Origin of the sequence: uncultured Tateyamaria sp. (genome assembly GCF_947503415.1) — a bacterium.
Lineage (GTDB): Bacteria > Pseudomonadota > Alphaproteobacteria > Rhodobacterales > Rhodobacteraceae > Tateyamaria.
Genome location: NZ_CANNDS010000002.1, coordinates 739,084 through 763,116 on the forward strand (window position 1 = coordinate 739,084; position 24,033 = coordinate 763,116).

The 24,033-nt window shown below is 58.2% G+C and carries 21 protein-coding genes; 12 read left to right on the forward strand and 9 right to left on the reverse strand.

What is annotated here, in order from left to right:
* Nucleotides 1–12: 12 nt before the first annotated feature.
* From Q1A32_RS14875 to Q1A32_RS14885, 3 genes are all read right to left on the reverse strand, one after another.
* Entirely contained in the window at nt 13–1,545 is a 1,533-nt protein-coding gene (locus Q1A32_RS14875) for a sugar ABC transporter ATP-binding protein (protein ID WP_299654717.1), read from the reverse strand.
* 75 nt (nt 1,546–1,620) lie between these two features.
* A complete protein-coding gene (gene rhaS / locus Q1A32_RS14880) occupies nt 1,621–2,622 on the reverse strand; it encodes a rhamnose ABC transporter substrate-binding protein (protein ID WP_299611708.1) in 1,002 nt (333 codons plus the stop codon).
* A gap of 38 nt (nt 2,623–2,660) precedes the next feature.
* Nucleotides 2,661–3,461 (reverse strand): DeoR/GlpR family DNA-binding transcription regulator, encoded by an 801-nt coding sequence (locus Q1A32_RS14885; RefSeq protein WP_299654720.1) that lies wholly within the window; start codon nt 3,459–3,461, stop codon nt 2,661–2,663.
* 185 nt (nt 3,462–3,646) lie between these two features.
* Here Q1A32_RS14885 and Q1A32_RS14890 point away from each other — a divergent pair, with 185 nt between their 5' ends.
* The 4 genes from Q1A32_RS14890 (at nt 3,647) to Q1A32_RS14905 (ending at nt 8,973) form a co-directional block, all read left to right on the forward strand.
* A complete protein-coding gene (locus Q1A32_RS14890) occupies nt 3,647–5,749 on the forward strand; it encodes a bifunctional rhamnulose-1-phosphate aldolase/short-chain dehydrogenase (protein ID WP_299654723.1) in 2,103 nt (700 codons plus the stop codon).
* A 9-nt stretch (nt 5,750–5,758) separates the two neighbouring features.
* Nucleotides 5,759–6,997 carry an L-rhamnose isomerase gene (locus tag Q1A32_RS14895; RefSeq protein WP_299654726.1) on the forward strand — a complete coding sequence of 413 codons (1,239 nt, stop codon included), beginning with the start codon at nt 5,759–5,761 and terminating at the stop codon, nt 6,995–6,997.
* A gap of 144 nt (nt 6,998–7,141) precedes the next feature.
* On the forward strand, nt 7,142–8,131 hold the full coding sequence (locus Q1A32_RS14900) for a TIM barrel protein (protein WP_299654729.1): 990 nt from the start codon (nt 7,142–7,144) through the stop codon (nt 8,129–8,131).
* Complete coding sequence (locus Q1A32_RS14905; RefSeq protein ID WP_299654732.1) at nt 8,128–8,973, forward strand: PfkB family carbohydrate kinase; 846 nt, start codon at nt 8,128–8,130, stop codon at nt 8,971–8,973. Before Q1A32_RS14900 ends, Q1A32_RS14905 begins: the two co-directional genes overlap by 4 nt.
* On the opposite strand, the gene Q1A32_RS14910 is transcribed toward Q1A32_RS14905, so the two are convergent.
* Together Q1A32_RS14910 and Q1A32_RS14915 are read right to left on the reverse strand one after the other, a co-directional pair.
* Complete coding sequence (locus tag Q1A32_RS14910; RefSeq protein WP_299654735.1) at nt 8,958–9,800, reverse strand: amidohydrolase; 843 nt, start codon at nt 9,798–9,800, stop codon at nt 8,958–8,960. The genes Q1A32_RS14905 and Q1A32_RS14910 overlap by 16 nt on opposite strands.
* Nucleotides 9,797–10,825: an aldo/keto reductase gene (locus tag Q1A32_RS14915; protein ID WP_299654738.1), complete on the reverse strand. Its 1,029-nt coding sequence runs from the start codon at nt 10,823–10,825 to the stop codon at nt 9,797–9,799. Before Q1A32_RS14915 ends, Q1A32_RS14910 begins: the two co-directional genes overlap by 4 nt.
* Before the next feature lie 95 nt (nt 10,826–10,920).
* Between Q1A32_RS14915 and Q1A32_RS14920 the strand changes: the two genes are divergently transcribed.
* From Q1A32_RS14920 to Q1A32_RS14930, 3 genes are read left to right on the forward strand one after another with little or no spacing between them, the layout of a single operon-like run.
* Nucleotides 10,921–11,721 (forward strand): BtpA/SgcQ family protein, encoded by an 801-nt coding sequence (locus Q1A32_RS14920; protein ID WP_299654741.1) that lies wholly within the window; start codon nt 10,921–10,923, stop codon nt 11,719–11,721.
* Nucleotides 11,718–12,812 (forward strand): M42 family metallopeptidase, encoded by a 1,095-nt coding sequence (locus Q1A32_RS14925; RefSeq protein ID WP_299654744.1) that lies wholly within the window; start codon nt 11,718–11,720, stop codon nt 12,810–12,812. Before Q1A32_RS14920 ends, Q1A32_RS14925 begins: the two co-directional genes overlap by 4 nt.
* Nucleotides 12,812–14,299 carry an FGGY-family carbohydrate kinase gene (locus Q1A32_RS14930; protein WP_299654747.1) on the forward strand — a complete coding sequence of 496 codons (1,488 nt, stop codon included), beginning with the start codon at nt 12,812–12,814 and terminating at the stop codon, nt 14,297–14,299. Before Q1A32_RS14925 ends, Q1A32_RS14930 begins: the two co-directional genes overlap by 1 nt.
* Nucleotides 14,300–14,370: 71 nt before the next feature.
* Here the strand turns inward: Q1A32_RS14930 and Q1A32_RS14935 are convergent, their stop codons facing one another.
* The 4 genes from Q1A32_RS14935 to Q1A32_RS14950 all read right to left on the reverse strand — a co-directional run bounded on the left by Q1A32_RS14935 (nt 14,371) and on the right by Q1A32_RS14950 (nt 18,740).
* A complete protein-coding gene (locus tag Q1A32_RS14935) occupies nt 14,371–14,931 on the reverse strand; it encodes an AAA family ATPase (protein ID WP_299654750.1) in 561 nt (186 codons plus the stop codon).
* Between the two features lie 84 nt (nt 14,932–15,015).
* Entirely contained in the window at nt 15,016–15,936 is a 921-nt protein-coding gene (locus Q1A32_RS14940) for a carbohydrate ABC transporter permease (RefSeq protein ID WP_299654753.1), read from the reverse strand.
* On the reverse strand, nt 15,933–17,036 hold the full coding sequence (locus Q1A32_RS14945) for a carbohydrate ABC transporter permease (protein WP_299654756.1): 1,104 nt from the start codon (nt 17,034–17,036) through the stop codon (nt 15,933–15,935). Before Q1A32_RS14945 ends, Q1A32_RS14940 begins: the two co-directional genes overlap by 4 nt.
* Nucleotides 17,037–17,111: 75 nt before the next feature.
* Nucleotides 17,112–18,740 (reverse strand): substrate-binding domain-containing protein, encoded by a 1,629-nt coding sequence (locus tag Q1A32_RS14950; protein ID WP_299654759.1) that lies wholly within the window; start codon nt 18,738–18,740, stop codon nt 17,112–17,114.
* Nucleotides 18,741–18,955: 215 nt separating this feature from the next.
* Between Q1A32_RS14950 and Q1A32_RS14955 the strand changes: the two genes are divergently transcribed.
* The 5 genes from Q1A32_RS14955 to Q1A32_RS14975 all read left to right on the forward strand — a co-directional run bounded on the left by Q1A32_RS14955 (nt 18,956) and on the right by Q1A32_RS14975 (nt 23,923).
* Nucleotides 18,956–19,993 (forward strand): ABC transporter ATP-binding protein, encoded by a 1,038-nt coding sequence (locus Q1A32_RS14955; protein WP_299654762.1) that lies wholly within the window; start codon nt 18,956–18,958, stop codon nt 19,991–19,993.
* Nucleotides 19,993–20,685, forward strand: a complete 693-nt coding sequence (locus Q1A32_RS14960; protein WP_299654765.1) for an SGNH/GDSL hydrolase family protein — start codon at nt 19,993–19,995, stop codon at nt 20,683–20,685. Before Q1A32_RS14955 ends, Q1A32_RS14960 begins: the two co-directional genes overlap by 1 nt.
* Nucleotides 20,669–21,115 (forward strand): RbsD/FucU family protein, encoded by a 447-nt coding sequence (locus tag Q1A32_RS14965; RefSeq protein ID WP_299654768.1) that lies wholly within the window; start codon nt 20,669–20,671, stop codon nt 21,113–21,115. Before Q1A32_RS14960 ends, Q1A32_RS14965 begins: the two co-directional genes overlap by 17 nt.
* 2 nt (nt 21,116–21,117) lie before the next feature.
* Entirely contained in the window at nt 21,118–22,020 is a 903-nt protein-coding gene (rbsK, locus tag Q1A32_RS14970) for a ribokinase (RefSeq protein WP_299654771.1), read from the forward strand.
* A 103-nt stretch (nt 22,021–22,123) separates the two neighbouring features.
* Nucleotides 22,124–23,923 carry an NAD(P)/FAD-dependent oxidoreductase gene (locus Q1A32_RS14975; RefSeq protein ID WP_299654774.1) on the forward strand — a complete coding sequence of 600 codons (1,800 nt, stop codon included), beginning with the start codon at nt 22,124–22,126 and terminating at the stop codon, nt 23,921–23,923.
* The last annotated feature ends 110 nt before the right edge of the window (nt 23,924–24,033 follow it).

A 24,033-nucleotide genomic window follows, 5' to 3' on the forward strand; every position in this document is an offset into this window, starting at 1 on the left:
GGCGTGGTCCCTTCAGATGCCAGCAGCGTGTCGAACAAGTGTTTCGGGTTGCAGATCATCGCCTGACAGTTCGGCGGCCATACGCCCCTCGCGCATCACGATGACACGGTCGGACATGCCCAGGACTTCCGGGATTTCAGAACTGACCATGATGATGGCAAGTCCCTGTGCTGCAAGCTCGGCCATGAACTCGTGCACCGCGGCCTTGGAGCCGATGTCGACCCCCTTGGTCGGCTCATCGAGAATGATGACCTTGGGTTGGGTGGCGAGCCATTTGGCGATGACGACTTTTTGCTGGTTGCCACCCGACAGGTTGCCGACATGCGTATCCAGTGACGCCGCGCGCAGGTCCAGACGTTCCGTATACTCGCGGGCCAGCTTGAACTCTTCGGCCAAACGCAAGAATCCGTTTCCCGAGATACGCCCCAGCGATGGCAACGTGACGTTCTGGAAGATCGGTAAATCAAGGATCGCGCCCTGTTGGCCGCGGTCTTCGGGGACGTACACGATGCCATTGGCCACGGCATCTGCTGGCGATTTTATCTGGACAGGTGCGCCTTCAATTTCAACCGAACCCGCAGACGGTCGCGTAATCCCGAACAGCGACTGCATGAACTCCGAACGGCCTGCCCCAACCAAGCCGTAGAACCCAAGGATCTCGCCCTTCCGCAATTCGAACCCAATGCCATCGAATTCGGTCGGGTGGGCATAATCCTGTACTTTGAGAACCGCTTTGCCGGGTTGCCTGGTGCGTTGCGGGAAGATCTGGCTGACATCACGGCCGACCATCATCTTTACCAGATCAGCTTCCGAGACATCCTTGATCGCGCCATCGCCAATCAGCTGACCATCGCGGAAAACGGTATAGTTGTCCGCAATCCGAAAAATCTCGTCGAACTTGTGACTGATGAACAGGATCGCCTTGCCTTGCGCCTTCAAGCTTTCGACCAGCGCGTATAGCTCTTCAATTTCCTTGTGCGACAGGGCCGCGGTCGGCTCGTCCATGATGACAACGCGTGCGTCTATGGACAGAGCGCGGGCAATTGCCACCAGATGCTTGTTGGCGATGCCAAGATCCTTAAGCTTATGCTCCGGATCGATCTGGGCCCCAATTCCGTCGAGCAACGCCCGAGCCTTGGACATCATCGTCTTGACGTCGATAAGGCCAAAAGATCCGCGTGGAGCGTGACCCAGGAAAATGTTCTCTGCGACGGACAACTCGTCAAACAGAACGGTTTCCTGATGAATTGCCGTCACACCATTGTCAGCTGCAGCTTGCGGCACTGAGAAAACTGTTGGGTTAGCGTCGACAAGGATGGCACCGCCGTCTGGCTGGTAGATGCCCGTCAGTATCTTGACGACCGTGGACTTGCCCGCGCCATTCTCGCCAATCAGCGCGGTTACTGTTCCGGGGTAAAGGGTGAGCGACACATCGGACAGGGCTTTTACGCCCGGGAATGTCTTTGTGACCCCCTTCAATGCCAAGACCGCATGCCCGGTGGGCAGCTTTTCAGACGGCACAACTTTATCCGTTTGCTTCAGCATCAAGTGTCTCGTTGTGACCAGAGTGTACGCACCGACGCGGCACGGGAGGACCGCGTCGGATGCCAGTTCAATGTCTTAGAAAATCGACTTGAACTGTTCGATATTGGACGCGTCGTAGACAAACGGATCCGCCATAGCAGCGGCATTTGTGTCGTCCAAGGTGATTGTACCCACGCGTCCAATCGATATTTCGGCCCCCGGTTCTGCGGTGGCCGCGCCAGACGCCAGCGCATGGGCGATCATGGTCGCGGAGTAGCCAAGATCAATCGGGTTCCAAATTGCAAAAGACTTGGATGCCCCGCTTTCAATCGCGCCCGCCATTTCAGAGGGCAGGCCAAGTCCAGTCACGTTGACCTCACCGATCTTGCCCGCGTCAGCAACCGCTTGCGCTGCTGCAACAATGCCCACCGAAGTTGGTGCGATGATTGCGTCAAGATCAGGGTAGGACTGCATCAGCCCTTGCGCTTCGCGGTAAGATTTATCGGCCAGATCATCACCGTACACGGTAGAGACGACATTGATGCCTGGATAGTCGCCCATGACCTTGTTCATCTCTTCAATCCAGATGTTCTGGTTCGTTGATGTGGTCGTGGCCGATAGAACCGCAACGTCGCCGCCATCAGGCAATTGGTCCGCTGCAAGTTTAATGATCATGTTGCCGATCAGCGCGTTTGAAGACGGATTCAGGTGCATCTGGCGGCCTTCATCAGCAACACCAGAATCCCAGGATATTACGGTAATGCCACGCTGCATTGCGCGTTTGAGAGCGGGCACTAAAGCATCGGTATCGTTGGCAGATACGGCAATTGCGTCCACGTTTTGCGCGATGAGGGCGTTGATGACCTCGATCTGGCCCTCGGCCGTAGTGTCCGTCGGGCCGGTGTAGATGACCTCAACCCCGCCCAATTCTTCGGCAGCCTCCTGCGCGCCTTCAGCGGCGGCTTCGAAAAACCCGATGCCAAGGGCTTTCACCACCAGTGCGATGCGCATGTTGTCTTGCGCCAATGCGGATGTTCCGAACAGGCTGGCCGCGAGGCCAAGTCCTGCGGTGAGTGAGGTGAATGTGCGACGTTTCATTGGTGTCCTCCCTAAAGTACGTTCGCTTTTGGCCGCCCTCAGGAGGCGACAGCTTTCTGAGCGCCTCCTGATTTGGTGACGATCAGCTTCACTTCGGCAGCCTCGAGCATGGCGGCCGCTTTGTCCGAAATGTGGTCATCCGTGATGACGGTGGTGATGCGGTTCAGCGGGCACAGTACAAGGCTCGAGCGCTGCTCGAACTTCGTGCTGTCGACCAGAACGACCAATTCGTCGGCCTGCCCGATCAGCTTTTCCTCCGCCTGGATCAGTAGCGGATCAGCCTCCATCAATCCGAGTGGGCCGAGGCCCTGCGCGCCCATGAACATGCGCCGCGCGCAGAAGTTTCGCGTCACATCGTTGTCGAAGGGCGACAGGATGATGTTCTGCTCGCGGTAGATCGTGCCGCCTGAAAGCATGACCGTGTTTTTGGAATGCTTCAGCAAATGCTCCGCAATCGGAAACGAGTTGGTGAACACCTGCATGCGGCGACCGGCCAGCGGATGCACCATCTGGAACGTTGTGGTCCCGCCATTGATGATGATCGCATCTCCGTCATCGCACATGTCCACAGCGGCAGCCGCAATCGCCTGCTTTTCTTCGATCCTCATCGTTTCATTGACCGAGAAAGGGCGCCCGGCGAGGCCAACGAACTGTGGCGGGCTCAGTGCTTCCGCTCCCCCCCGAACGCGGCGCAACAGCTTGTCCTGATGCAGAGTTGCGATATCACGACGGATTGTCGCCTCGGACGCGCCGGTCAGATTGCACAGGTCTGCGACGGTGGCGACAGGCCGCTCTTCAACCGCAGACAGGATAATTGTGTGCCGCTCTTTCTCGTGCATGTCCGCCTCCCTTGACAAACACGGTGTCCAGATTCGGACTACCTGTCAATCAAAAACAATCATTACCAATCATACTGCAGCGCAGCATGATTGTATTTGAGCGTTTATGATTGACAAGCGCCCACCTCGCGCTCAGCCTAAGGCCAACAAAGATGATTGGCGCGCTGCGCTGACCGGGAGGATACATGTTGAAATCGTTGGAAACTCAACTCCTTGAGAGCCGTTGGGACGATCAGACAGCAGAAAGCATGAGCGAATCGGAACTCCTGCTCTATCGCTCGAACATTCTTGGATCAGACAAGCGCGTCACCAACTTCGGCGGAGGAAACACATCGGCCAAGGTGATGGAAATCGATCCTTTGACCGGTGCACAGGTCGAAGTGTTGTGGGTCAAGGGATCAGGCGGCGACATTGGATCGATCAAGATGGATGGGTTCGCCACGCTCTATATGGATAAGTTGCAGGCGTTGAAGTCGCTCTATCGCGGCGTCGAATTCGAGGACGAAATGGTGGGGTACCTGCCGCATTGCACGTTCAAACTGAATCCGCGTGCAGCGTCCATCGATACCCCGCTTCACGCGTATGTGCCCCGTAAGCACGTAGATCACGTGCACGCCGATGCCATCATCGCGATCGCGGCGTCGAAAAACTCCAAAGACCTGACGCGGGTCATCTTTGGCGACCGGATCGGCTGGCTGCCTTGGAAAAAGCCAGGATACGAATTGGGTCTTTGGCTTGAAAAGTTTTGTATTGAAAATCCAGACGCAGACGGCGTTGTCCTTGAAAGCCATGGGCTGTTCACATGGGCGGACACAGCGAAAGACTGCTACGATCAGACGATTGACGTTATCAATGTGGCAACCAAATGGCTGGCAAAGCACAGCGACGGGCAGGCCACATTTGGCGGGCCCATGCACAACAGTCTTGCGGCAGAAGACCGGCGCGCCGTCGCCGCTCGTCTGATGCCCGCGATCCGCGGTTTCGTGTCCGGCAATCAGCATATGGTGGGTCATTTCAACGATACCGATGCCGTTCTGGAATTCGTGAATGCACGCGACATGGAACCGCTGGCAGCCTTGGGCACGTCCTGCCCCGATCACTTCCTTCGCACGAAAATCCGGCCTTTGGTCGTGCCATTCGATCCGGATCAGAAGGATCTGGACGATGTTCTGACCGGGTTGCCAGATCAGATCGATGCCTACCGAAGGGAGTACGCCGCCTATTACGAGCGCTGCAAACACGACAACAGCCCTGCACTGCGCGACCCGAATGCGGTTGTCTACCTCGTGCCTGGCGTGGGGATGATCACGTTTGCAAAGGACAAGGCAACGGCTCGTATCTCTGGCGAGTTCTATGTTAATGCGATCAACGTGATGCGCGGAGCATCCGCGGTGAGCGAGTACCAAGGACTTCCTGAACAGGAAGCGTTCGATATCGAATACTGGCTCCTGGAAGAAGCCAAACTGCAGCGGATGCCCAGGCCGAAATCCCTCGCCGGTCGGATTGCGCTAGTCACGGGTGGCGCAGGTGGAATTGGTGCTGCAACGGCCGAACGGTACCTCGAAGAAGGGGCGTGCGTGGTGCTTGCGGACATCAACGAAGATGGTCTTGGAGCAGCGCACGCGAACCTGTCGAACAGGTACGGGGCAGACGTCGTTCGGACGGTGAAGATGAATGTGACCAGCGAAGAGGCCGTTGCCGCCGCGTTTGCTGAAACCGCCGTCGAATTTGGAGGCGCGGACATTCTGGTTTCGAATGCGGGAATTGCCTCATCTGCCCCGGTAGAGGAGACCTCCCTCGCCCTTTGGAACAAAAATATGGACATCCTGTCCACAGGCTACTTTCTGGTCAGCCGCGAGGCGTTCAAGCTGATGCGCACCCAGGATATGGGCGGTTCGGTCGTCTTTGTTGCATCCAAGAACGGATTGGCAGCATCCCCGAACGCGGCGGCCTATTGCACGGCCAAGGCGTCAGAAATCCACCTTGCACGGTGCCTCGCATTGGAAGGGGCAGAAGCAGGTATCCGGGTGAACGTCGTGAACCCGGACGCTGTCTTGCGAGGCTCAAAAATCTGGGAGGGTGATTGGCTGGAACAGCGCGCCGACACTTACGGCACCGATAAGGAGGGCCTCGAAGAGATGTACCGCAATCGGTCCATGCTCAAACGCTCTGTCCTGCCCGAGGATATTGCGGAGGCCTGCTATTTTTTTGCTGCCGACGTGTCATCCAAGTCCACCGGCAATATCATCAATGTGGACGCAGGCAACGTCCAGGCGTTCACACGGTAGGGGCAAGAAATGAGCTATGAATCAGCGAAAGCTGCCTTCGCAGACTGGGGCGTGGACACCGAGACGGCCCTAGAGCGGCTCAAGACAATCCCGATCTCCATGCACTGCTGGCAAGGGGATGACGTTGTCGGGTTTGAACAAGCGACGGGGACGTCAGGCGGCGGCATTCAGGCCACAGGCAACCACCCGGGTCGCGCGCGCACACCGGATGAGTTGCGCGCAGACTTGGAATTCGCTTACTCAATGATCCCGGGAAAACATCGCCTGAATCTGCACGCGATGTACCTGGACACAGACGCGACGCCGGACCGGGATGAGATCGAATATCAACATTTTGCACCTTGGGTCGATTGGGCCAAAGAACAGGGCATCAAGCTGGACTTCAATCCGACATTCTTCGCCCACGCGAAGGCGGACGACAATCTTACCCTCAGCCATCCGGAGGCAGGCATCCGTGACTTCTGGATCGAACACGGAAAACGGTGCCGCGACATCGCAGCCCACATGGGAAAAGCCTTGGGATCACCCTGTGTCAACAACATCTGGGTGCCGGATGGCTACAAGGATACGCCGATTGACCGCATGTCGGCGCGGTCACGGCTGGAGGTATCGCTTGATGCAATGATGGCCAAAACGCACGACAGAACCGAAATGCTCGATGCTGTGGAAAGCAAGCTTTTTGGTATTGGGGTCGAGGCCTGCACTGTTGGCAGCCACGAGTTTTACCTTGGCTATGCGATCCGCAAAGGCACGTTGCTGTGCCTTGATATGGGGCATTTCCATCCCACCGAAAACATTGCCGACAAGCTGAGTGCGGTGGCGCTTTCAGTGGATGAAATCCTGTTGCATGTATCCCGCCCGATGCGGTGGGACAGCGACCATGTCATCCTACTCAACGACGACATCCTGCAAATGGCGCAGGAACTGGTGAGCGCGGAACTGTTGTGGCGGACCCATATCGGCCTCGATTTCTTCGACGCCACAATCAGCCGGACCGCAGCTTGGGTCATTGGCACACGCAACATGCAAAAGGCACTGCTTCGCGCATTGCTTATGCCGCTCGATCAATTGAAGACTGCAGAAGACCAGCTGGATTTCACGACCAGACTAACACTGACGGAGGAGTTCAAGGATCTTCCGTTCGGCGCCGTTTGGTCGGAATTCTCCGCACGGGAAAATGTGCCAAATGGCAGAGCGTTGATAACAGAGCTCGACCGTTACCAAGCGACCGTTTCAGGGCGTAATTGAGGCTTTCCGATCGGCAGCATGTTGTATCGAAACTATGAGAGCCAAAGCACAACCCTCGAAGAAAGAACTGCCATAGTGAAAAGATATCAAAACGGGTCGCGCATGTTCTGTGCATCGAAGGTGTGAAAGCGTATCTTCACAAACATGATACTTGAAAACAAACCGCCTCGTTTCGCCGCGCGCCTCAACGCATTCAAAATTGGCGCTAGTGACTACTGGCCGGGAAAGAACACGGTCACGACCGCCGACCTGATCGGGCGCGCCGCGACTGCGGGCCTGAATGCTGCTGACCTGAACTATCCGGATCACTTCGTGGACGCTTCTCCGTCCGATCTGAGCGCGGCCCTGAACGACAATGATATGGTGCTGAATGGCATGGCCATGCGCTACTACACCGATCCGGGCTTCAAGTTGGGAGCGTTCACACACCCCGATCCGACCGTCCGGCGTGCCGCTATTGACGAGACCAAGCGGGGTCTGGACGTACTGGCACAAATGGGTGGAACCCTGATGACACTGTGGATGGGGCAAGACGGGTTCGACTACTCGTTTCAGATGGAGTACGCGCGCGCCTGGGACGCGACGCTCGAAGCCATGGCAGAGGTGGCCGATCACAATCCGGCACTCGACATTGCGTTGGAATACAAGCCCAACGAACCCCGCGCATTTGCCCTGATGCCGGATGCAGCCACAACACTGCTGGCGCTGCGCGAGCTGAACCGATCCAATACCGGCGTCACGCTGGACTTTGCCCACGTCCTCTATGCCGATGAAATGCCTGCTTTTGCCGCGGCGCTTGTCGCGCGGCATTCGCGTATCCTCGGGGTGCATTTGAACGATGGCTACGGCAAATGGGACAATGGCCTGATGGTGGGAGCGGTCCACCCAATACAGACCGTCGAGCTGCTGGTCGAGTTGGAGCGCGCAGGCTACGATGGGGCCATCTATTTTGACACTTTTCCCGATCACTCCGGTCTTGATCCAGTAGCCGAGGCGCGGACGAACATCGAGGTGGTTAACCGCCTGCGCGGGACGGCCGCGCGCCTTGTTGGGAATTGCGACCTGCAACAGGCAATCGCGCAACAGGATGCACCGAAGGCGATGCGATTGGTACAGGCAGCGATGCTGGCATGAGTGTTTTGGTCGTAGGGTCCCTACACCTAGACGTCGTGTTACGCGCACCGCACCTGCCACGGCTGGACGAAACTGTGACAGGGTCCGGCGTCGACTATGTCGTTGGTGGAAAAGGCGGCAATCAAGCAATGGCGGCGTCCCGGATGGGTGCAACCGTAGGCTTTGCCGGGCGCATTGGCAGCGATGAGTTTGGTGGCATGATCCGCAAGGCGCTCGTCACATCCGGCGTGGACATCACGCAATTGCAGATCGACGACGGATCCAGCGGCATGAGTGCGGCCATCGTCGAGGACAGCGGCGAATACGGCGCGGTGATTGTATCCGCAGCCAATCTGCGAATTGAACCGAACAGGATCAGAATGCCTGCGGGCACAACGCACGTCCTGCTTCAGAATGAGGTGCCAGAGGTGGTGAATATCGCTGTCGCGCGGCAGGCCCGCAAAATCGGCGCCGCCGTCTGGTTGAATGCGGCGCCCGCCCGCGCGTTGTCATCAGAATTGACGGAAATGGTTGATCTGATCATCGTGAACCGGATCGAGGCTGCGTTCTACGCCTCGGCATTGCCGCCGACGAAGGTTTTGACGACGTTGGGCAGCGATGGCGTGCTTTTCGAAGGTAATGCCTTTCCTGCGCACAAGGTCACTATCGTCTCAGCCCACGGTGCGGGGGATATGTTTGTGGGGGCGCTTGCTGCTCAAGCGGCCGGTGGCACATCCATGCCAGAGGCTATCGCCTTTGCCCAAGCGGCCGCCGCTTTGCAGGTGGGAACTACGGTTGCGGCGCGAGATGCGCTCACGCAGAACGCAGTGCATCGTTTCACGTCGCATCAGTCCAGCCTGTAGAAGCTGACTGCTGTTCCCCCGAAAATCTTTGCTCGATCTGCATCGGACATATGGTTGGTCAAATCCTGCGCCACAGCGAACCAACCATCATATTCAGATCGCAAACGGCATACCGGCCAATCCGAACCCCACATGACACGGTCCGGTCCAAAGGCATCAAGGACATGCCCGGCAAAGGGGCGGATGTCTTCTATATTCCAGCCATGATCCGCCTCGGTGAGCAACGCAGAGAGCTTGACGCAGACACGCGTCCTGTCAGCCAGCAAGGTCATACCAGCCGCCCAGTCGGAAAACGCGTCCTTGCCAGCTTGCTGATCCCGGATTTGCGGCTTCATGCAGTGGTCAACAACCATCTGCATTTCAGGAAATCGCTCCGCTATCTCAAGAAAATTTGCGATGTGCTGGGGAAATCCAAGCGCATCGAATGTCAGACCCAGATCATTAAGGGCTGCATAAGCCCATTGCACGTCATCCCTCAGCATCCAGTTCACGTCCGGAATGTCCTGGATCATGGGTCTCACGCCCCGAAACTTCGGGTGGGCGGCAAAACGCTCAAGGTGCGTGCGGTGGCTTTCATCTTCAAAATCGATCCAGCCGACGACGGCCTTGATGGACGTCGTGGCGTCGGCCAGCCCAAGCATGTACTCCGTCTCTGCCACGGTTGCGGCGGCTTGTATCAACACAGTTCCGTCGATGCCGTGATGGTCCAGATGCGGGACCAGATCGCGTGGCGCATATGCGCGGTTCAGCTGTGCGATGTCTTTTGGCATCCAGTCGTAGTCGCCCCGTGCAGGCTGCCAATAATGTTGGTGCGCGTCGATTTTCATGTGGGTGCGTCCTGCCGCATCAATCCTTCGGATTTCAAGTCTGACCAAAGGCTCGCTGGAATTTCGGCATGGGCAGCGGCGACATTACCCTCCATCTCTGCCACGCCCTGACCGCCGGGAATGACAGTGACATGCGCCGGATGCAGCAGTGGGAACTGGAACGCTGCATCAACAAGGCGGACATTGTGAGCGCTGCAAACACGCTCGATGGCACTGACGCGTTCCAGGACCTCCGGCGGAGCAACATCGTAATTGTACCAAGCCCCCTGACGCGCACCAGTGGCGAGGATGCCAGAATTGTAAGGCCCGCCGCCCACGATACCAATGCCCCGCGCCTCGCAGAGCGGCAGGAAACTATCGAGCGCTGTTTGTTCGAGCAACGTGTAACGCCCTGCCAGCAAGAAGAGGTCAAAGTCGCCACGCTCGGCGAGCGTCTGGCACACCTCCCATTCGTTGATCCCACCGCCGATGGCGGTGATCAGCCCTTGGTCTCGCAGCGACACCATCGCGTCGTATCCACGTCCGCCAAAGAACTCTTCGATCCGCATGTCGGAGATTTCCTTGGAGCCGTGCGAGAAGATGCACAGATCGTGGACATAGAGGATGTCGATCCGGTCCACCCCCAAGCGCGAGAACGAGTGTTCGAAGGATCGCATGACACCGTCATAGGTATAGTCGTATTGTTCTCGCCGCTGAGGCACCTCAAACCACTTGCCCTTTCCCGACCGATGTTCCGGTGCACAGTGCTGGATCAGCCGCCCGACCTTGGTCGACAACACATAGTCGTTTCGGGGTTTGCCACGCAGGAACGGGTTCAGGCGCGTTTCCGACAGTCCCAGCCCATAAAGTGGCGCGGTATCGAAGTAGCGCACACCGCTGTCCCAAGCCGCATCGAGGGTCGCGCGCGCGTCATCGTCGCTGATCGCGCGATACAGATTACCCAGAGGTGCCGTTCCGAACCCCAGCTCTGTGAACGTGAGCCCGCCGTTGTTGATCCTGTCCCAGTGTCGCGTCTTCAAGTCCATGCGCATTTCCCCCAATCCGTTGCCATCGACCTTAGCGCAGTTTCTTTTTGCGTGAACAGCCCGGCGTTCCTAAAGTCGTCGGGGGAGGATTGGAGATGACGGAAAACTTTGCGCGCGTCTTCGGCAAACGCAAACCGGTCATCGGCATGGTTCATATCGGCGCGCTGCCGGGCGCGCCGCTGCATGACCCGTCGTTTGACTTGCTGGCCGCAGCCCGCGCCGACCTGGCGGCGCTGCAGGACGCCGGCTTTGATGCTGTGATGTTCGGGAATGAAAATGACCGCCCCTACGAATTTCAGGTCGACACGGCGTCAGTTGCAACCATGGGATTCTTGATTGGCAAATTGAAATCCGAAATCACCGTGCCTTTTGGCGTCAACATGCTTTGGGATCCGATGGCGTCCGTGGCGTTGGGGGTCGCGACGGGTGCGGATTTCGTGCGGGAAATATTTACGGGAACCTACGCCTCGGACATGGGTCCGTGGACGCCGGATGCGGGCAAGGCCATGCGCTACCGCAACAGGTTGGGACGACCGGATATGGCGATGCTATACAACGTGTCAGCTGAATTCGCCTATTCGCTGGATCAACGCCCCCTGCCCGACCGGGCACGCAGCGCAGTGTTTTCTTCTGTCCCAGATGCGGTGCTTGTTTCAGGCCAGATCACCGGCGAAGCGGCCGCCATGTCTGACCTCGAAGCGGTAAAGGCGGTCCTGCCAGATGTGGCAGTCATGGCAAACACCGGTGTCAAACATGATACGGTTGCGGATGTCCTGGCCGCGGCAGATGGCTGCATAGTAGGGTCATCGCTGAAGGTGGACGGCGACACATGGAACGCCATCGACCCAGATCGAGCACGCAGTTTTATGGAACTTGTCCGGAAGGCGCGGACATGAGTGAGTGTCTCAAGCAGGACCTGATGGAATTGATGCAGGTGCCGGGCCTCTCCGGACACGAAGACCGGGTGCGCCGCAGCATTCGGTCTCGTTTGGAGCGGATCGGCGTGCAGAGGAAAACCGACCGTCTCGGAAACCTCGTTGCGCATTTCCCGGGGCAAGGGCCGTCCGTTCTGCTGTTCACACACATGGATCAACTGGGCTTTGTTGTACGCAAGATCGAAGCAAATGGCCTGCTGCGCCTGGAACGTCTTGGGGGCGTTCCTGAACGTGCGCTTGCCGCGCAAGAAGTTCTGGTTTGCGTCGGCGAAGGCCGGGACATACCAGGCGTGATCGCGAACAAGAATCACCATGCCACCAGTTCGGACGAGAAATACACCGTCACACCTTATCGCGATCTTTATGTCGATGTCGGCATGACCTCCGCCGCCGAGGTCACTACCGCCGGTATCCGCGTCGGTGCACCCGTGGTCTACGCGCCGCGCGCCGTTGAACTGGGCAATGACCGGATTGCCGGCACCAGCGTTGATGATCGTGCCGGCTGTGCGGTGCTGCTGGAACTTGCCCGCAGGCTCAAGGATCGCACCACGGGACCGCCTGTTCATCTTGCCTTTACCGTGCAGGAAGAATTCAACCTACGGGGCGCGCTGCCCCTGGCTCAGACAATCCGACCCGATATTGCGATCCAGATCGATCTGATGCTCGCTGCGGATACGCCGGACATGGACGGACATGGCGACATCGCCCTTGGAAGCGGTCCGGGCATGAGCCTCTACTCCTTTCACGGACGTGGGACGCTGAATGGGGTCATCCCGCATCCGGCCATGGTCGATCTGTTCGAACGCACTGCAAAAGCAGAGAATATCCCGCTACAGCGCAGTGCACAGGTCGGGGTTTTGACGGACCTGTCTTACGTTCAACATGTGGGTGAAGGGGTTGCTTCCATAGATGTCGGTTTTCCCATGCGCTACTCCCATTCGGCGCGTGAGGTTTGCGATCTTGGGGATCTTGCTCAACTGACGCAATTGTTGGTCGCGGCGCTTGCACGGATTGGACCCGACTTTTCATTCGACAGGGATGACTACACCTGATGGCGTATACGCTTGGTATTGATATCGGCACCTATGAAACCAAGGGCGTGTTGGTCGACACCGCAGGCACGGTGCATGCCCAAGCATCGCGTGGGCACCAGATGCTGGTCCCCCAACCCGGCTGGGCCGAACACCGTCCCGAAGAGGATTGGTGGGGCGATTTCGTCTTTGTTTGCCGCGCGCTTTTGCAAGACAGTGGCGTGGACCCGGCCGAGATCAAAGCCGTCGCCTGCAGCGCAATTGGCCCCTGCATGTTACCTGTGAACGCCAGCGGCGCGCCTTTGATGAATGGCGTGCTCTACGGCGTGGATGGCCGGGCGGAAGCAGAAGTGCAAGAGCTGACGAACCGGATCGGTGAGGACACGATCATTTCCCGCTGCGGCAATGCGCTGACCTCGCAATCCGTGGGCCCGAAAATCCTATGGCTCAAACGCAATTGCCCCGAGCTTTACGCCGAGACCTCGCATATCCTGACCTCCACCAGTTTTTTGGTGCAACGGCTGACGGGGGAAGTGGTCATAGACCACTATACCGCAGCCAATTTCTCACCACTGTACGACGTCAAAACGCAAAGCTGGGTGGACGATCTCGCAGATGACATCTTGCCCTTGGACAAACTCCCCCGCCTTCTTTGGTCTGATGAGATCGCGGGCCACGTCACACCAACCGCAGCCAAAGCGGCTGGACTTGCGCCGGGGACACCCGTAACCGCTGGAACGATTGATGCCGCGGCTGAGGCACTGTCAGTTGGGGTAGACCAGCCAGGCGACATGATGATGATGTACGGATCGACCATCTTCATCATCCTGCGCGCGCAGTCTCAGGTCAGCGACCCGCGTATCTGGTACGCGCCGTGGCTCTTTGAGGGCGAACACGCCTCAATGGCTGGGCTGGCTACATCCGGCACCTTGACCCATTGGTTCCGCGATCATATCGCGCGGGATCTGGACCCTGCACAGGCCTTTCCGACACTCGCCAACGAGGCCGCAGCGTCACCTCCGGGGGCAAACGGCCTTCTGATGCTGCCGTACTTTTCCGGAGAACGCACGCCAATCCACGATATCCACGCCAAGGGTATGCTTTTTGGCCTGAACCTCACCCACACACGCGGCGACATGTACCGGGCATTGATCGAAGGGATCGCGCACGGCACACGACACGTCACCGACACGTTTGCGGAGCTGGGCCAATCCCCGAAACGCCTGCTTGCCGTCGGTGGCGGAACCAAGAACGCGTTGTGGCTGCAGGCCACGTCGGACATCACCGGCATTGACCAGATCGTGTGTGAAAAGACGGTGGGTGCCAGCTATGGCGACGCGTTCCTCGCCGCGCTGGCCATAGGCGCGGTGCGTCGGCAGGACATCAGCATGTGGAACCCCACGGATAGAACAATTACTGCAAATCCCACTGCAGATTATGACACAGCGCACGCCTTGTTCCTTCGGCTTTACGAGCAAACCAAGGACATCGCGCGGGATATAGGATGATGGAGGCTGCGCCGGAGCCGGAGCAATGTGCCATCTTTCATCTTCCGAATGTTGCAAAACCCAACTGATCGTTACGGGTCATTGCCGGTCTTCACCGCCACGACGGGCATCTCAAAATGCCGCGCGATTGTCACGGCTGTCGCTTCAGGTTCAGCTTGCTCTGTCGAAAGTCGCAGACAGTTGTCCCGCGGGATCGGCGCGAAGTTGTTTTGGTCCAGGTATTTACTCAAACCATCCGGAGTGCTGATCTTACCTCTGCGCGCGCGTTCGGGTGACGACACCCGAGCCATCCGTGTCTCAGGTGCGCAGTGCAGAAAAACGGGATCGATCAGCCCTCCGGGCCTTTCGATTGCACGGTCATAGTCTCGTAAAAGCGCCTCATCACCGGGATGAGAATACGCAGCAGTTGTAATCAGCCAAGGGACATTCGCCCGCGCGGCTGCGCGAAGCGTGGTAACACGCAGATCATGGACCAGGTCCCAAAATCCCGGCGCGGCGAAACCGAATACCATCCGGGCAATATCGATGGCAGCATGATTGTCGACAAGTGGGGTGCCTGTATGCGCGGCCAATGCGCGGGCGACCGTTAGCTTGCCGGTGGCAGGCGCCCCGTGAATGAGAATAAGTTTCATACGCTGGAATGGTACGGCTGACGACATATCCAATCAACGCCGCGGGTTCTAAATAGCCACTCGGCGCGGCGTCTTGCGCAGCTTCTACTTCACGGCACCGGCCGCCATGCCCTTGATGATGTACTTCTCAAGAAAAATCGCTACCACGATCAATGGCAGGATCGCCGCCGATGACAGCGCCGCCATGGACCACCAATTTATGCCTTGTGATCCAGTCTGGCTGGCGACCATGACAGGTAAGGTCGTGGCGTTCGTTGAACTCAGCAGGGCGGCAAAGAAATACTCGTTCCAGCACAGAACAAGCGACAGAATGAACGCGGCCACCATGCCCGGCAAAGCGATGGGCAAGACAATCTGAATGAACGCACCCCAGATGCCCAAACCATCGACCAGGGCCGCCTCCTCCAGCTCAACCGGGATGCCCTGAAACTGGTCGCGCATGATCCAGATGACGATGGGCAGCACCATCAGCGTGTAAAGCAGGATCAAGCCAATCTGACTGTCGAGCAGATCAAGCGACCGGTAGAGTACAAGAAAAGGCAAGGCCAACACGACGGGTGGCAGGATCATCTGGCTCAGGAAAAAGAACGAGATGTCCGAGTTGCGCATAAACCCAAAGCGGTAGTTGAACCGTGACAGCCCGTAGGCGGCAAGCGACCCCAAAACCACCGCCAAAAACGAAGCGGATGTTGCAATGATTGTGCTGTTCCAGAAACGCTTGAGAAATTCCTCGCGCACGGTCGACACCTCGCCGACCAGGCGCGGCGACAGGCCCAGTGACTCCCAGCCCTTCCAGCGCGGCGTGTAGTCCCACCACGGCACCATGTTGCCCCGCATCACGTCCGGCGCCAGTTTGAACGATGTCGTGAGCGTCCAGTAGATCGGGAACAGGCAAATGACGGCCCAGAAGATCAACGCGCCATAGATCGCCACCCGGCTCGCCCACCATTTCGTTCGGGTTGCGCGGTCGGCATCGTGGTCCTTGAAGACGGGTGCATCGTTCATGCGGGGCGCTCCATCCAGCGGCTGACCAGCTTGAGAAGCAGCGTTACAAAGATAATGATCAGCACAAGATATACCATCGCCAAAAGGGTGCCGTAGCCCACATTCGACCGGTCACGGTACTCACGGAAGATAAAGCTTGTGACAGAGTCCGTGGCCCCACCTGGACCGCCGGAGGTGACATTGATGATGATGTCAGCCAGCTTCAGCTTGAAGATGATGCGGATCACGATGGCTGTGACCGACACGGGCAGCATCAGGGGAAAGATCACCTCGCGAAAGCTCTGCCAGCCCGTCGCCCCGTCGACCTTGGATGCCTCGATGACCTCACGCGGCAGCGCCTGTAAACCGGCGAGCAGCATGATCATCATGAAAGGAATAAAGGTCCACGCGTCCATCGCCATGATCATGAAGCGCGCAATCTCAGGCGTGCCGAAAAAGCTGGGCTCAAACCCCAGCTCGCGCACGACGCGGCTGATCGGACCGAACCGCACCTCCAGCATCGATTTGCCGATCATCCACGACACCGCCACCGGGCTCAGCATCAGGGGCAAAAGGAAAACCACGCGAAAGAACTTGCGCGCGCGAATCTGTGCATTCAGCAGCAACGCTAGGCCAAAGGCGATCACATATTCCACGCTGACGGCCAGCACGTAGTAGACCATGTTCTTCAACGCGTTCCAGTAGAACTGGTCGTTCCACATCTGCACCATGTTGTCCCAACCATTGGGTTGCGGGCCATTCACGGACGCGAGATTCCAGTCTGTGAACGAAATATAGAGTGCAAAAAGCAGTGGAAAAACAACAAGGCTGATGACGAACAGAGCTGCTGGCAGCACGAAAAGTGAGCGTTTGCCAGCTTCGCCCCGGATCATCACCTGCGCCACACACAGCGCTGTCGCCCACAGCATGTAAGCATAGAGAACAGGCCGCCAGTTGGCGAAACCGAACGCCACGCGCTCCGTCTCGAAGGCCAACTGCCATGCTGCCAAACCGGCACACAGCAGTGCCGCACCGCAAACCATCAGCTTGCCCAGACGTTTCCGGTTCTCGGAAATATTGTCGGCAGTGACTGTGTGAAGAAGATCGCCTTCAGCGCTCATGATGCAATGTGTGGCCTGTATTCTGGATTGTATGGGCGGCACAATCGCGCCGCCCATAGTGTTGTCGGTGTTGGATCAGAGACCAAGCGAGGCTTTGTAAATCTCGATCTGGCTGTCGCGTCCGATCTGGTCGGTGATCTCCTCCCAGGCAGCGGCAATCGCATCGGCCGTCTCTTGTGCCGACCCGTATTGACCCGCGTAACCCTTGGCCAACTCATCCTCAGCGACCGAGTAATACTGGAAGATGCCGGGGATGCGCGGCTCGATCGCGGCGTTCGGGTGGTTGTAGCTGTCGGCGTTGGAGCCAAGGTAATCCTCGATGAACGCGCGGTCGTAACCGGCCTCTTCCCACTCTTCGAATTGGAAGTGCGAGTTGCGGTAAGGCTGGAAGCCCGACGGATAGGCCGAGGCCCAAAGCGACAGGTCCTTGCCGCCCAGATGGGCCGCAGCAGACCATGCTGCTTTCTTCTTCTTCTCGTCGCCTTCGACCGTGGCCATGACGTAAACACCCCAACCAATATAGGCCATGTTGGGCGCTTCGTTGCGTGTGTCTTCCCACGCGCCCGCTTGCGCGTTGTAGACGCGGTCGGAGGCCGGGTTGATGCCAAAGCCCACAACGTCGCCCACGACAGACGTGTCGGATGTGCGTGCGGAAGAGCCAACATCGCCCCACCACATCAGCATGGACCCGGTGCCTGCAAGGAATTGCTGGAACGCGGTTGTCCCGGGATCAGCGTTGATCTGATCTGCGGGATAGGCCCCTGCCTCAATCAGGTCCATCACGTCCTGAATGGCCTGCACCCAGGCCGGGTTGTTGACCATCGGTGTCATGGTTTCGGGATCAAACAGCCACGCTGGCGAGTTTGGATGTTTAGCATACGCGGCGGCGCGGTTTTCGAGGAAGTAGAAGCCGAAGCCGCCCCATCCCTTCAGCGGATCAAGGTAGCCGTGCGCGGGCAGGCCCGTCAGCGGATCCTCTTTGCCGACAAGATCCTTGGACACCTGGTTGATTTCCTGCCAAGTGGTCGGCACTTCGGCCCCACCTATGGCACCGTCGCCAAAGTAGTCTTTGCGATATGCAAAGCTGTGGCAGTCGCCGTCGATGGACACGCGGTATGTCTTGCCGCCCCATGTGCCCACAGGCGCTTTGAGATAGTCGACATAGTCGTCCATGTCGATCTGTTCTTTGACCCAGTCGGGCATTTCCGATGCAAGGCCCTTGCCCAAGACGTCACCTTCGAACGGCGCGCCCATCTCGATGATGTCAAAGTCGACCGTTCCGGTGGCAATCGACTGTTGCAGCCGTGCGTTATAGTCGGCTTGCGCAAGGTCGATCCAGTTGATTTTTGCGCCTGTGTAAGCCTCCCAAGGCTTCAGGAAACCACGGAACAGGAAGTTGTGCAGGTTCTGGTTGTTGAGGCCCATGAACGTCAGTTCGACGCCTGCGAACTCACCCTCGGCCACGTTTTCCTTGGTGGCGCCAAGGCACATTTCACCGACTTTCTGCCAATCGCTGTCGGTAGGTGACCCTGCCCCGACGCCGGGAATTTTCAGAATTTCGGCGCGAACGTTTCCGTGCCCGTCGGCCATCGCGGCACCCTTGGGCAGCATCGCCGCAGCACCGATGGCCGCCGAACCCTTCAGCATCTGGCGTCGGTTCATCTTTTGCGCGGCCTTGATGTAGTTATAAAGATCCGTCTTCATATCCATCCTCCCTGGATCGGTGACAAAATGTGTCCTTGGGCAGATGGTCAGGCGCGTTTTTTGTTGTTTTTACTCGGTGATAGCGCCCCGTACTCCCCCGAGGAACTCTCACTATGCGTGAGATTTACGCTAAGTCAACAAAAGCTGCCCCGGCCACGTGGACAACGAAAAACCCTTTCACTAGCATCAAGGTTCAAGCTGGGGGAAAGCCGCGTATGGCAGGCGTCAAAATTCAGGACATCCGAAAATCCTACGGTGCCGTAGAGGTCATCCATGGCGTCAACATCGACATCGGCGACGGTGAATTCGTGGCCCTGGTCGGGCCGTCGGGCTGCGGGAAGTCCACACTCCTGCGTATGATCGCGGGTCTTGAGCCGATCAACGGCGGCGCTATCGCCATTGGTGAGCGTGTGGTGAACAACCTCCCCCCCGCCAAGCGCGACATCGCAATGGTGTTCCAAACCTACGCACTTTATCCACACAAATCGGTGGCCGAGAATATGGGCTTTGCGCTCAAAGTCGCCGGTGCCAACAAGGCAGAAATCACGCGCCGCGTGAAAGAGGCCGCTGAAATTCTCAGCCTGACCGACTATCTCGACCGCAAGCCGCGGCACCTCTCTGGCGGCCAGCGCCAACGCGTTGCCATGGGCCGCGCCATTGTACGCGACCCACAGGTTTTTCTCTTTGACGAGCCATTGTCCAATCTGGACGCAAAGTTGCGCATCCAGATGCGGACAGAAATCAAGGAACTGCATCAGCGCCTCAAGACGACGACCATCTTCGTCACCCACGACCAGATCGAGGCCATGACGCTTGCTGACAGGATCGTGGTCATGCAGGCCGGCAACATTGAACAGATCGGCACGCCGCTCGACCTCTATGACAATCCGGCCAACGAATTCGTCGCCACTTTCATCGGCGCGCCATCCATGAATTTGCTTGATGGCGACCTATCGGATGGGCGGATCAGGATCGCGGACCAGAGTTTTGCCGGACCGTCCGGCACGGGCAAGGTTCGCCTTGGCATTCGTCCCGAACATCTTTTGCTGGCGGACAAAGGCTTGCCCATGCAGGTCAAGGTCGTTGAACCGACAGGGTCCGAAACGATGGTATTCCTGAAGTTTCAGGGGCACGACGTCACCGCCGTGTTCCGCGAACGACATGCGTTCGAACCGGGCCAGACTGTGCATCTTGCCCCCGATCCGAACTACCTGCACTGCTTTGATGCTGCGACCGGGCAACGGCTGGTGTGATGGCAGACATTGCCTGCACCATTCTTTGCTTTGGTGACAGCAACACGCACGGGACCGTGCCGATGCCCACTATTTCCGACAAGGGACGGCACGCCAAACCGCACCGTTGGCCGAATGTCATGGCCGCAGCCCTTCCCCCAGACTGGGACGTTATTGTCGAAGGGCACCCAGGCCGAACCGCCGTCTGGGATGATCCGATTGAAGGCGCGCACAAGAACGGCGCGCGCCTGATACAAGCCATTCTGGAAACCCACAGGCCGGTCGATCTGGTCATCCTCATGCTTGGCACCAACGACCTGAAAGCGCGTTTTGGTCTATCCGCGTCCGACATTGCCCTCGGAATACAAAGGCTTGTGACAGACATATTTCGATCCAATTGCGGCCCTGATGCCATGGCACCCGACATTATTATGGCCGCTCCCGTCGCGGTACAGGAAGTCGGCATCTTCGAAGACATTTTCGCCGGGGCAGCAAAGAGGTCAATCGAACTACCCAGACACCTCAAGGAGGTGGCGTATCGTCACGGCACCGGCTTTGTGGACCTCAATTCCGTAACCAATGTCGATCCTATCGACGGCATCCACCTGAGCAAAGACGCCCACGCCGCAATCGGTGCTGCCATGGCCCATGCAGTCGCCGAACGCCTGAACTGTTCCCACATGAAAGGAGCCTCACATGCTCAAAGGAATTGACCCAATACTCAACGCCGATGTTCTGTATGCGTTGCGCGCCATGGGCCACGGCGACGATTTGATCATTGCCGACACGAACTTCCCCTCAGACAGCGTCTCCCGGAAAACAACACTGGGTGAGGTGCTGCGCATCGACAGGCCAGCGGCCGAGGTCATGCGCGCCGTACTTTCGGTCTATCCCATCGATACTTTTGTGGACGACGCCGCTGCGCGCATGGAAGTGGTCGACAAACCCGACACCATTCTGCCCGTGATGGAAGAGGTGCAGGCCGAAATCACGGCTGCTAGCGGTCCAACCATGATGAGCATCGAACGCTACGCCTTTTACGACCGGGCCAAACAGGCCTATGCCGTGATCCAGACCGGCGAACGGCGGTTCTATGGCTGCTTTGCCCTGCGCAAGGGTGTGGTTGGCCCGGACGAGGGTTAATCATGGGCACCGTTGTCATTCTGGGTGTCTTTGTCGCCGATACCGCCTATCGCGCAGACCGCATGCCAGTGATGGGCGAGACGATCATGGGCACGTCCTTTGCTCTTGGCCCCGGCGGCAAGGGTTCGAACCAGGCAGTGGCTTGTGCACGGTTGGGGGCGGAAACACATTTCATATCAAGCCTCGGGCAGGATGATTTCGCCAAACTGGCACTCGACACTTGGGCGCACGCGGGCGTGATCCCTCATGTTCGGCAGATCGCTGACAGCTATACGGGGGCCGCGCATATCTTCATCGAAGAGGCCACAGGCGACAATGCGATCATTATCGCACCCGGTGCGGCGACCTTGATCTCACCTGCCGATGTTGATGCGCAGGCCGACCTGATCCGAGGAGCGGATGTGTTCGTCACGCAGCTTGAGCAACCTATAGACGCGGCCATGCGCGGTCTCGAAATAGCGCGCGCTGCAGGTGTCACCACGGTTCTGAACCCTGCACCTGCTGCCGCCCTGCCCGATGGCATGCTCGCCCTCTGCGATTACATCACGCCCAACGAAACCGAATGCGAGGCGCTTACAGGCATCGCCGTGACAGATGTCGCGGAGGCTCAAGAAGCCTGTTCAGCCCTCATGGAACAAGGCGTCCGTACGCCGATCATCACAATGGGTGAACAGGGCGCATACCTGTCGGGTCATGGCCTTGTGCCAGCGATCAAGGTTGGTCCAGTGTTGGAGACCACAGGCGCAGGCGACGCATTCAACGGCGCCCTTGCAGTGGCGCTGGCCGAAGGCCAATCTGCGGAGCATGCGGTTCAGTATAGCTGTGCCACCGCCGGTATTTCGGTCACGCGCGCCGGCACAGCGCCGTCCATGCCGACTCGGGCCGAGGTTGACGCGATCCTCTGAATTGCCCGCCCATCGGCAAGAAACCGGGCACCCACACCAAAAAAGTCGCACAGACGCTACCGTTCTGGCACACTCCTATAACGTGCAACTGGGAGGGCGCAGAATGCTGGACAATACGCTGGACACCGAAGTTCAAGGATTTCTCGACACATTTGGGCAAGCACTGGAAACCGGCGACATCGATACCGCCGTGGCTATGTTCCAGACGGATTGCTATTGGCGCGACCTTGTGACCTTCACCTGGAACATCCGTACGATGGAAGGTCAGGACCAGATCCGCGATATGCTGTCCACCCAGCTTGGGACCACCAAACCGGGCAACTGGCGCATCGCCGAAGGCGAACCGGTGACCGAAGACGGCGGGATCACAACCGCCTGGATCAGCTTCGACACCGATGTCGCGCGCGGTTATGGTCTGGTGCGCCTCAAGGACGGGCTGATCTGGACACTGCTCACCTCAATGACCGAGCTTAAAGGCCACGAGGAGCCGCTGGGATATGAACGCCCGCTTGGTGCCAAGCACGGCGCAGGCAAGGGGCGGCTCAGTTGGGCCGAAGAGCGCGAGAAGGAAGAGGCGGAGTTGGGCTACAGCACTCAACCCTATACCGTGATCATCGGCGGCGGTCAGGGTGGGATCGCGCTTGGTGCGCGGTTGCGCCAGCTTGGCGTGCCTACAATCATCGTGGAAAAGAACGAGCGACCCGGCGACAGTTGGCGCAATCGCTACAAGTCGCTCTGCCTGCACGATCCGGTCTGGTACGACCACCTTCCCTATCTGCCATTCCCCCCGAATTGGCCGGTCTTTTCGCCGAAGGACAAAATTGGCGACTGGCTCGAGATGTATACCAAGGTGATGGAGTTGAATTACTGGACCAAGTCGACGGTCCAGCACGCCGAGTATGACGCGGACACCAAGGAATGGACCGTCACTGTCGACCGCAACGGACAGCCGGTGACGCTGCGCCCCAAACAGCTGGTCTTTGCAACCGGCATGTCCGCCAAGGCGAACATCCCCGACTTCCCCGGAATGGATAAATTCAAGGGCGACCAGCATCATTCATCGAAACACCCTGGACCGGACCAATACAAAGGCAAGAAGGCGGTTGTGATCGGCTCCAACAATTCAGCCCATGACATCTGCGCCGCCCTTTGGGAAAACGATGTCGATGTGACGATGGTACAGCGATCCTCGACCCACATTGTCCGATCTGAGCCGTTGATGGAATACGGGCTTGGCGATCTCTACTCGGAACGCGCCGTCGAGGCAGGTGTGACAACGCAAAAGGCAGATCTGATCTTTGCCTCCTTGCCCTATCGCATTCTGCACGAATTCCAGATCCCCGTGTACGACAAGATCAAGGAAGTGGATGCGGACTTTTACGCCGGCCTTGAAAAGGCCGGGTTCCAGCTGGACTGGGGAGCCGACAACTCGGGCCTGTTCATGAAGTATCTGCGCCGCGGGTCCGGCTACTACATCGACGTCGGCGCCAGCCAGCTTGTGATCGACGGCAAGATCAAGCTGCAAGCGGGCCAGGTGGCCGAAGTTGTAGAGGACGGCGTGGTGCTTGAGGATGGTACAAAGCTCGAAGCCGACGTGATCGTTTATGCCACCGGCTACGGATCCATGAATGGCTGGGTGGCCGATCTGATCGACCAGGACACAGCTGACAAAGTTGGCAAGGTTTGGGGGCTGGGATCTGACACGCCCAAAGACCCCGGTCCCTGGGAAGGCGAACAGCGCAATATGTGGAAGCCGACACAGCAAGAGGCGCTGTGGTTTCACGGCGGGAACCTGCACCAGTCACGCCACTATTCTCAATTCCTTGCCCTTCAACTCAAGGCGCGTATGGAGGGGATCGACACTCCAGTCTATGAATTGCAGGAAACACATCACCGACATTGAGTTATCGTTCGTCCAGACGAGCAGCCGCTGCATCCCATCGGCTGCTCGGAGCAAGAACGGGGTCGCCTGACCGGAGCACCCGTACGTGTCGAGTGGTATCAGTTCATAGG

What these genes read in the sequence shown, in the direction of transcription:
- Q1A32_RS14875 (WP_299654717.1), bottom strand. Translation starts at nt 1,545, where the DNA reads ATGCTGAAGCAAACGGATAAAGTTGTGCCGTCTGAAAAGCTGCCCACC.
- rhaS (WP_299611708.1), bottom strand. Translation starts at nt 2,622, where the DNA reads ATGAAACGTCGCACATTCACCTCACTCACCGCAGGACTTGGCCTCGCG.
- Q1A32_RS14885 (WP_299654720.1), bottom strand. Translation starts at nt 3,461, where the DNA reads ATGCACGAGAAAGAGCGGCACACAATTATCCTGTCTGCGGTTGAAGAG.
- Q1A32_RS14890 (WP_299654723.1), top strand. Translation starts at nt 3,647, where the DNA reads ATGTTGAAATCGTTGGAAACTCAACTCCTTGAGAGCCGTTGGGACGAT.
- Q1A32_RS14895 (WP_299654726.1), top strand. Translation starts at nt 5,759, where the DNA reads ATGAGCTATGAATCAGCGAAAGCTGCCTTCGCAGACTGGGGCGTGGAC.
- Q1A32_RS14900 (WP_299654729.1), top strand. Translation starts at nt 7,142, where the DNA reads ATGATACTTGAAAACAAACCGCCTCGTTTCGCCGCGCGCCTCAACGCA.
- Q1A32_RS14905 (WP_299654732.1), top strand. Translation starts at nt 8,128, where the DNA reads ATGAGTGTTTTGGTCGTAGGGTCCCTACACCTAGACGTCGTGTTACGC.
- Q1A32_RS14910 (WP_299654735.1), bottom strand. Translation starts at nt 9,800, where the DNA reads ATGAAAATCGACGCGCACCAACATTATTGGCAGCCTGCACGGGGCGAC.
- Q1A32_RS14915 (WP_299654738.1), bottom strand. Translation starts at nt 10,825, where the DNA reads ATGGACTTGAAGACGCGACACTGGGACAGGATCAACAACGGCGGGCTC.
- Q1A32_RS14920 (WP_299654741.1), top strand. Translation starts at nt 10,921, where the DNA reads ATGACGGAAAACTTTGCGCGCGTCTTCGGCAAACGCAAACCGGTCATC.
- Q1A32_RS14925 (WP_299654744.1), top strand. Translation starts at nt 11,718, where the DNA reads ATGAGTGAGTGTCTCAAGCAGGACCTGATGGAATTGATGCAGGTGCCG.
- Q1A32_RS14930 (WP_299654747.1), top strand. Translation starts at nt 12,812, where the DNA reads ATGGCGTATACGCTTGGTATTGATATCGGCACCTATGAAACCAAGGGC.
- Q1A32_RS14935 (WP_299654750.1), bottom strand. Translation starts at nt 14,931, where the DNA reads ATGAAACTTATTCTCATTCACGGGGCGCCTGCCACCGGCAAGCTAACG.
- Q1A32_RS14940 (WP_299654753.1), bottom strand. Translation starts at nt 15,936, where the DNA reads ATGAACGATGCACCCGTCTTCAAGGACCACGATGCCGACCGCGCAACC.
- Q1A32_RS14945 (WP_299654756.1), bottom strand. Translation starts at nt 17,036, where the DNA reads ATGAGCGCTGAAGGCGATCTTCTTCACACAGTCACTGCCGACAATATT.
- Q1A32_RS14950 (WP_299654759.1), bottom strand. Translation starts at nt 18,740, where the DNA reads ATGAAGACGGATCTTTATAACTACATCAAGGCCGCGCAAAAGATGAAC.
- Q1A32_RS14955 (WP_299654762.1), top strand. Translation starts at nt 18,956, where the DNA reads ATGGCAGGCGTCAAAATTCAGGACATCCGAAAATCCTACGGTGCCGTA.
- Q1A32_RS14960 (WP_299654765.1), top strand. Translation starts at nt 19,993, where the DNA reads ATGGCAGACATTGCCTGCACCATTCTTTGCTTTGGTGACAGCAACACG.
- Q1A32_RS14965 (WP_299654768.1), top strand. Translation starts at nt 20,669, where the DNA reads ATGCTCAAAGGAATTGACCCAATACTCAACGCCGATGTTCTGTATGCG.
- rbsK (WP_299654771.1), top strand. Translation starts at nt 21,118, where the DNA reads ATGGGCACCGTTGTCATTCTGGGTGTCTTTGTCGCCGATACCGCCTAT.
- Q1A32_RS14975 (WP_299654774.1), top strand. Translation starts at nt 22,124, where the DNA reads ATGCTGGACAATACGCTGGACACCGAAGTTCAAGGATTTCTCGACACA.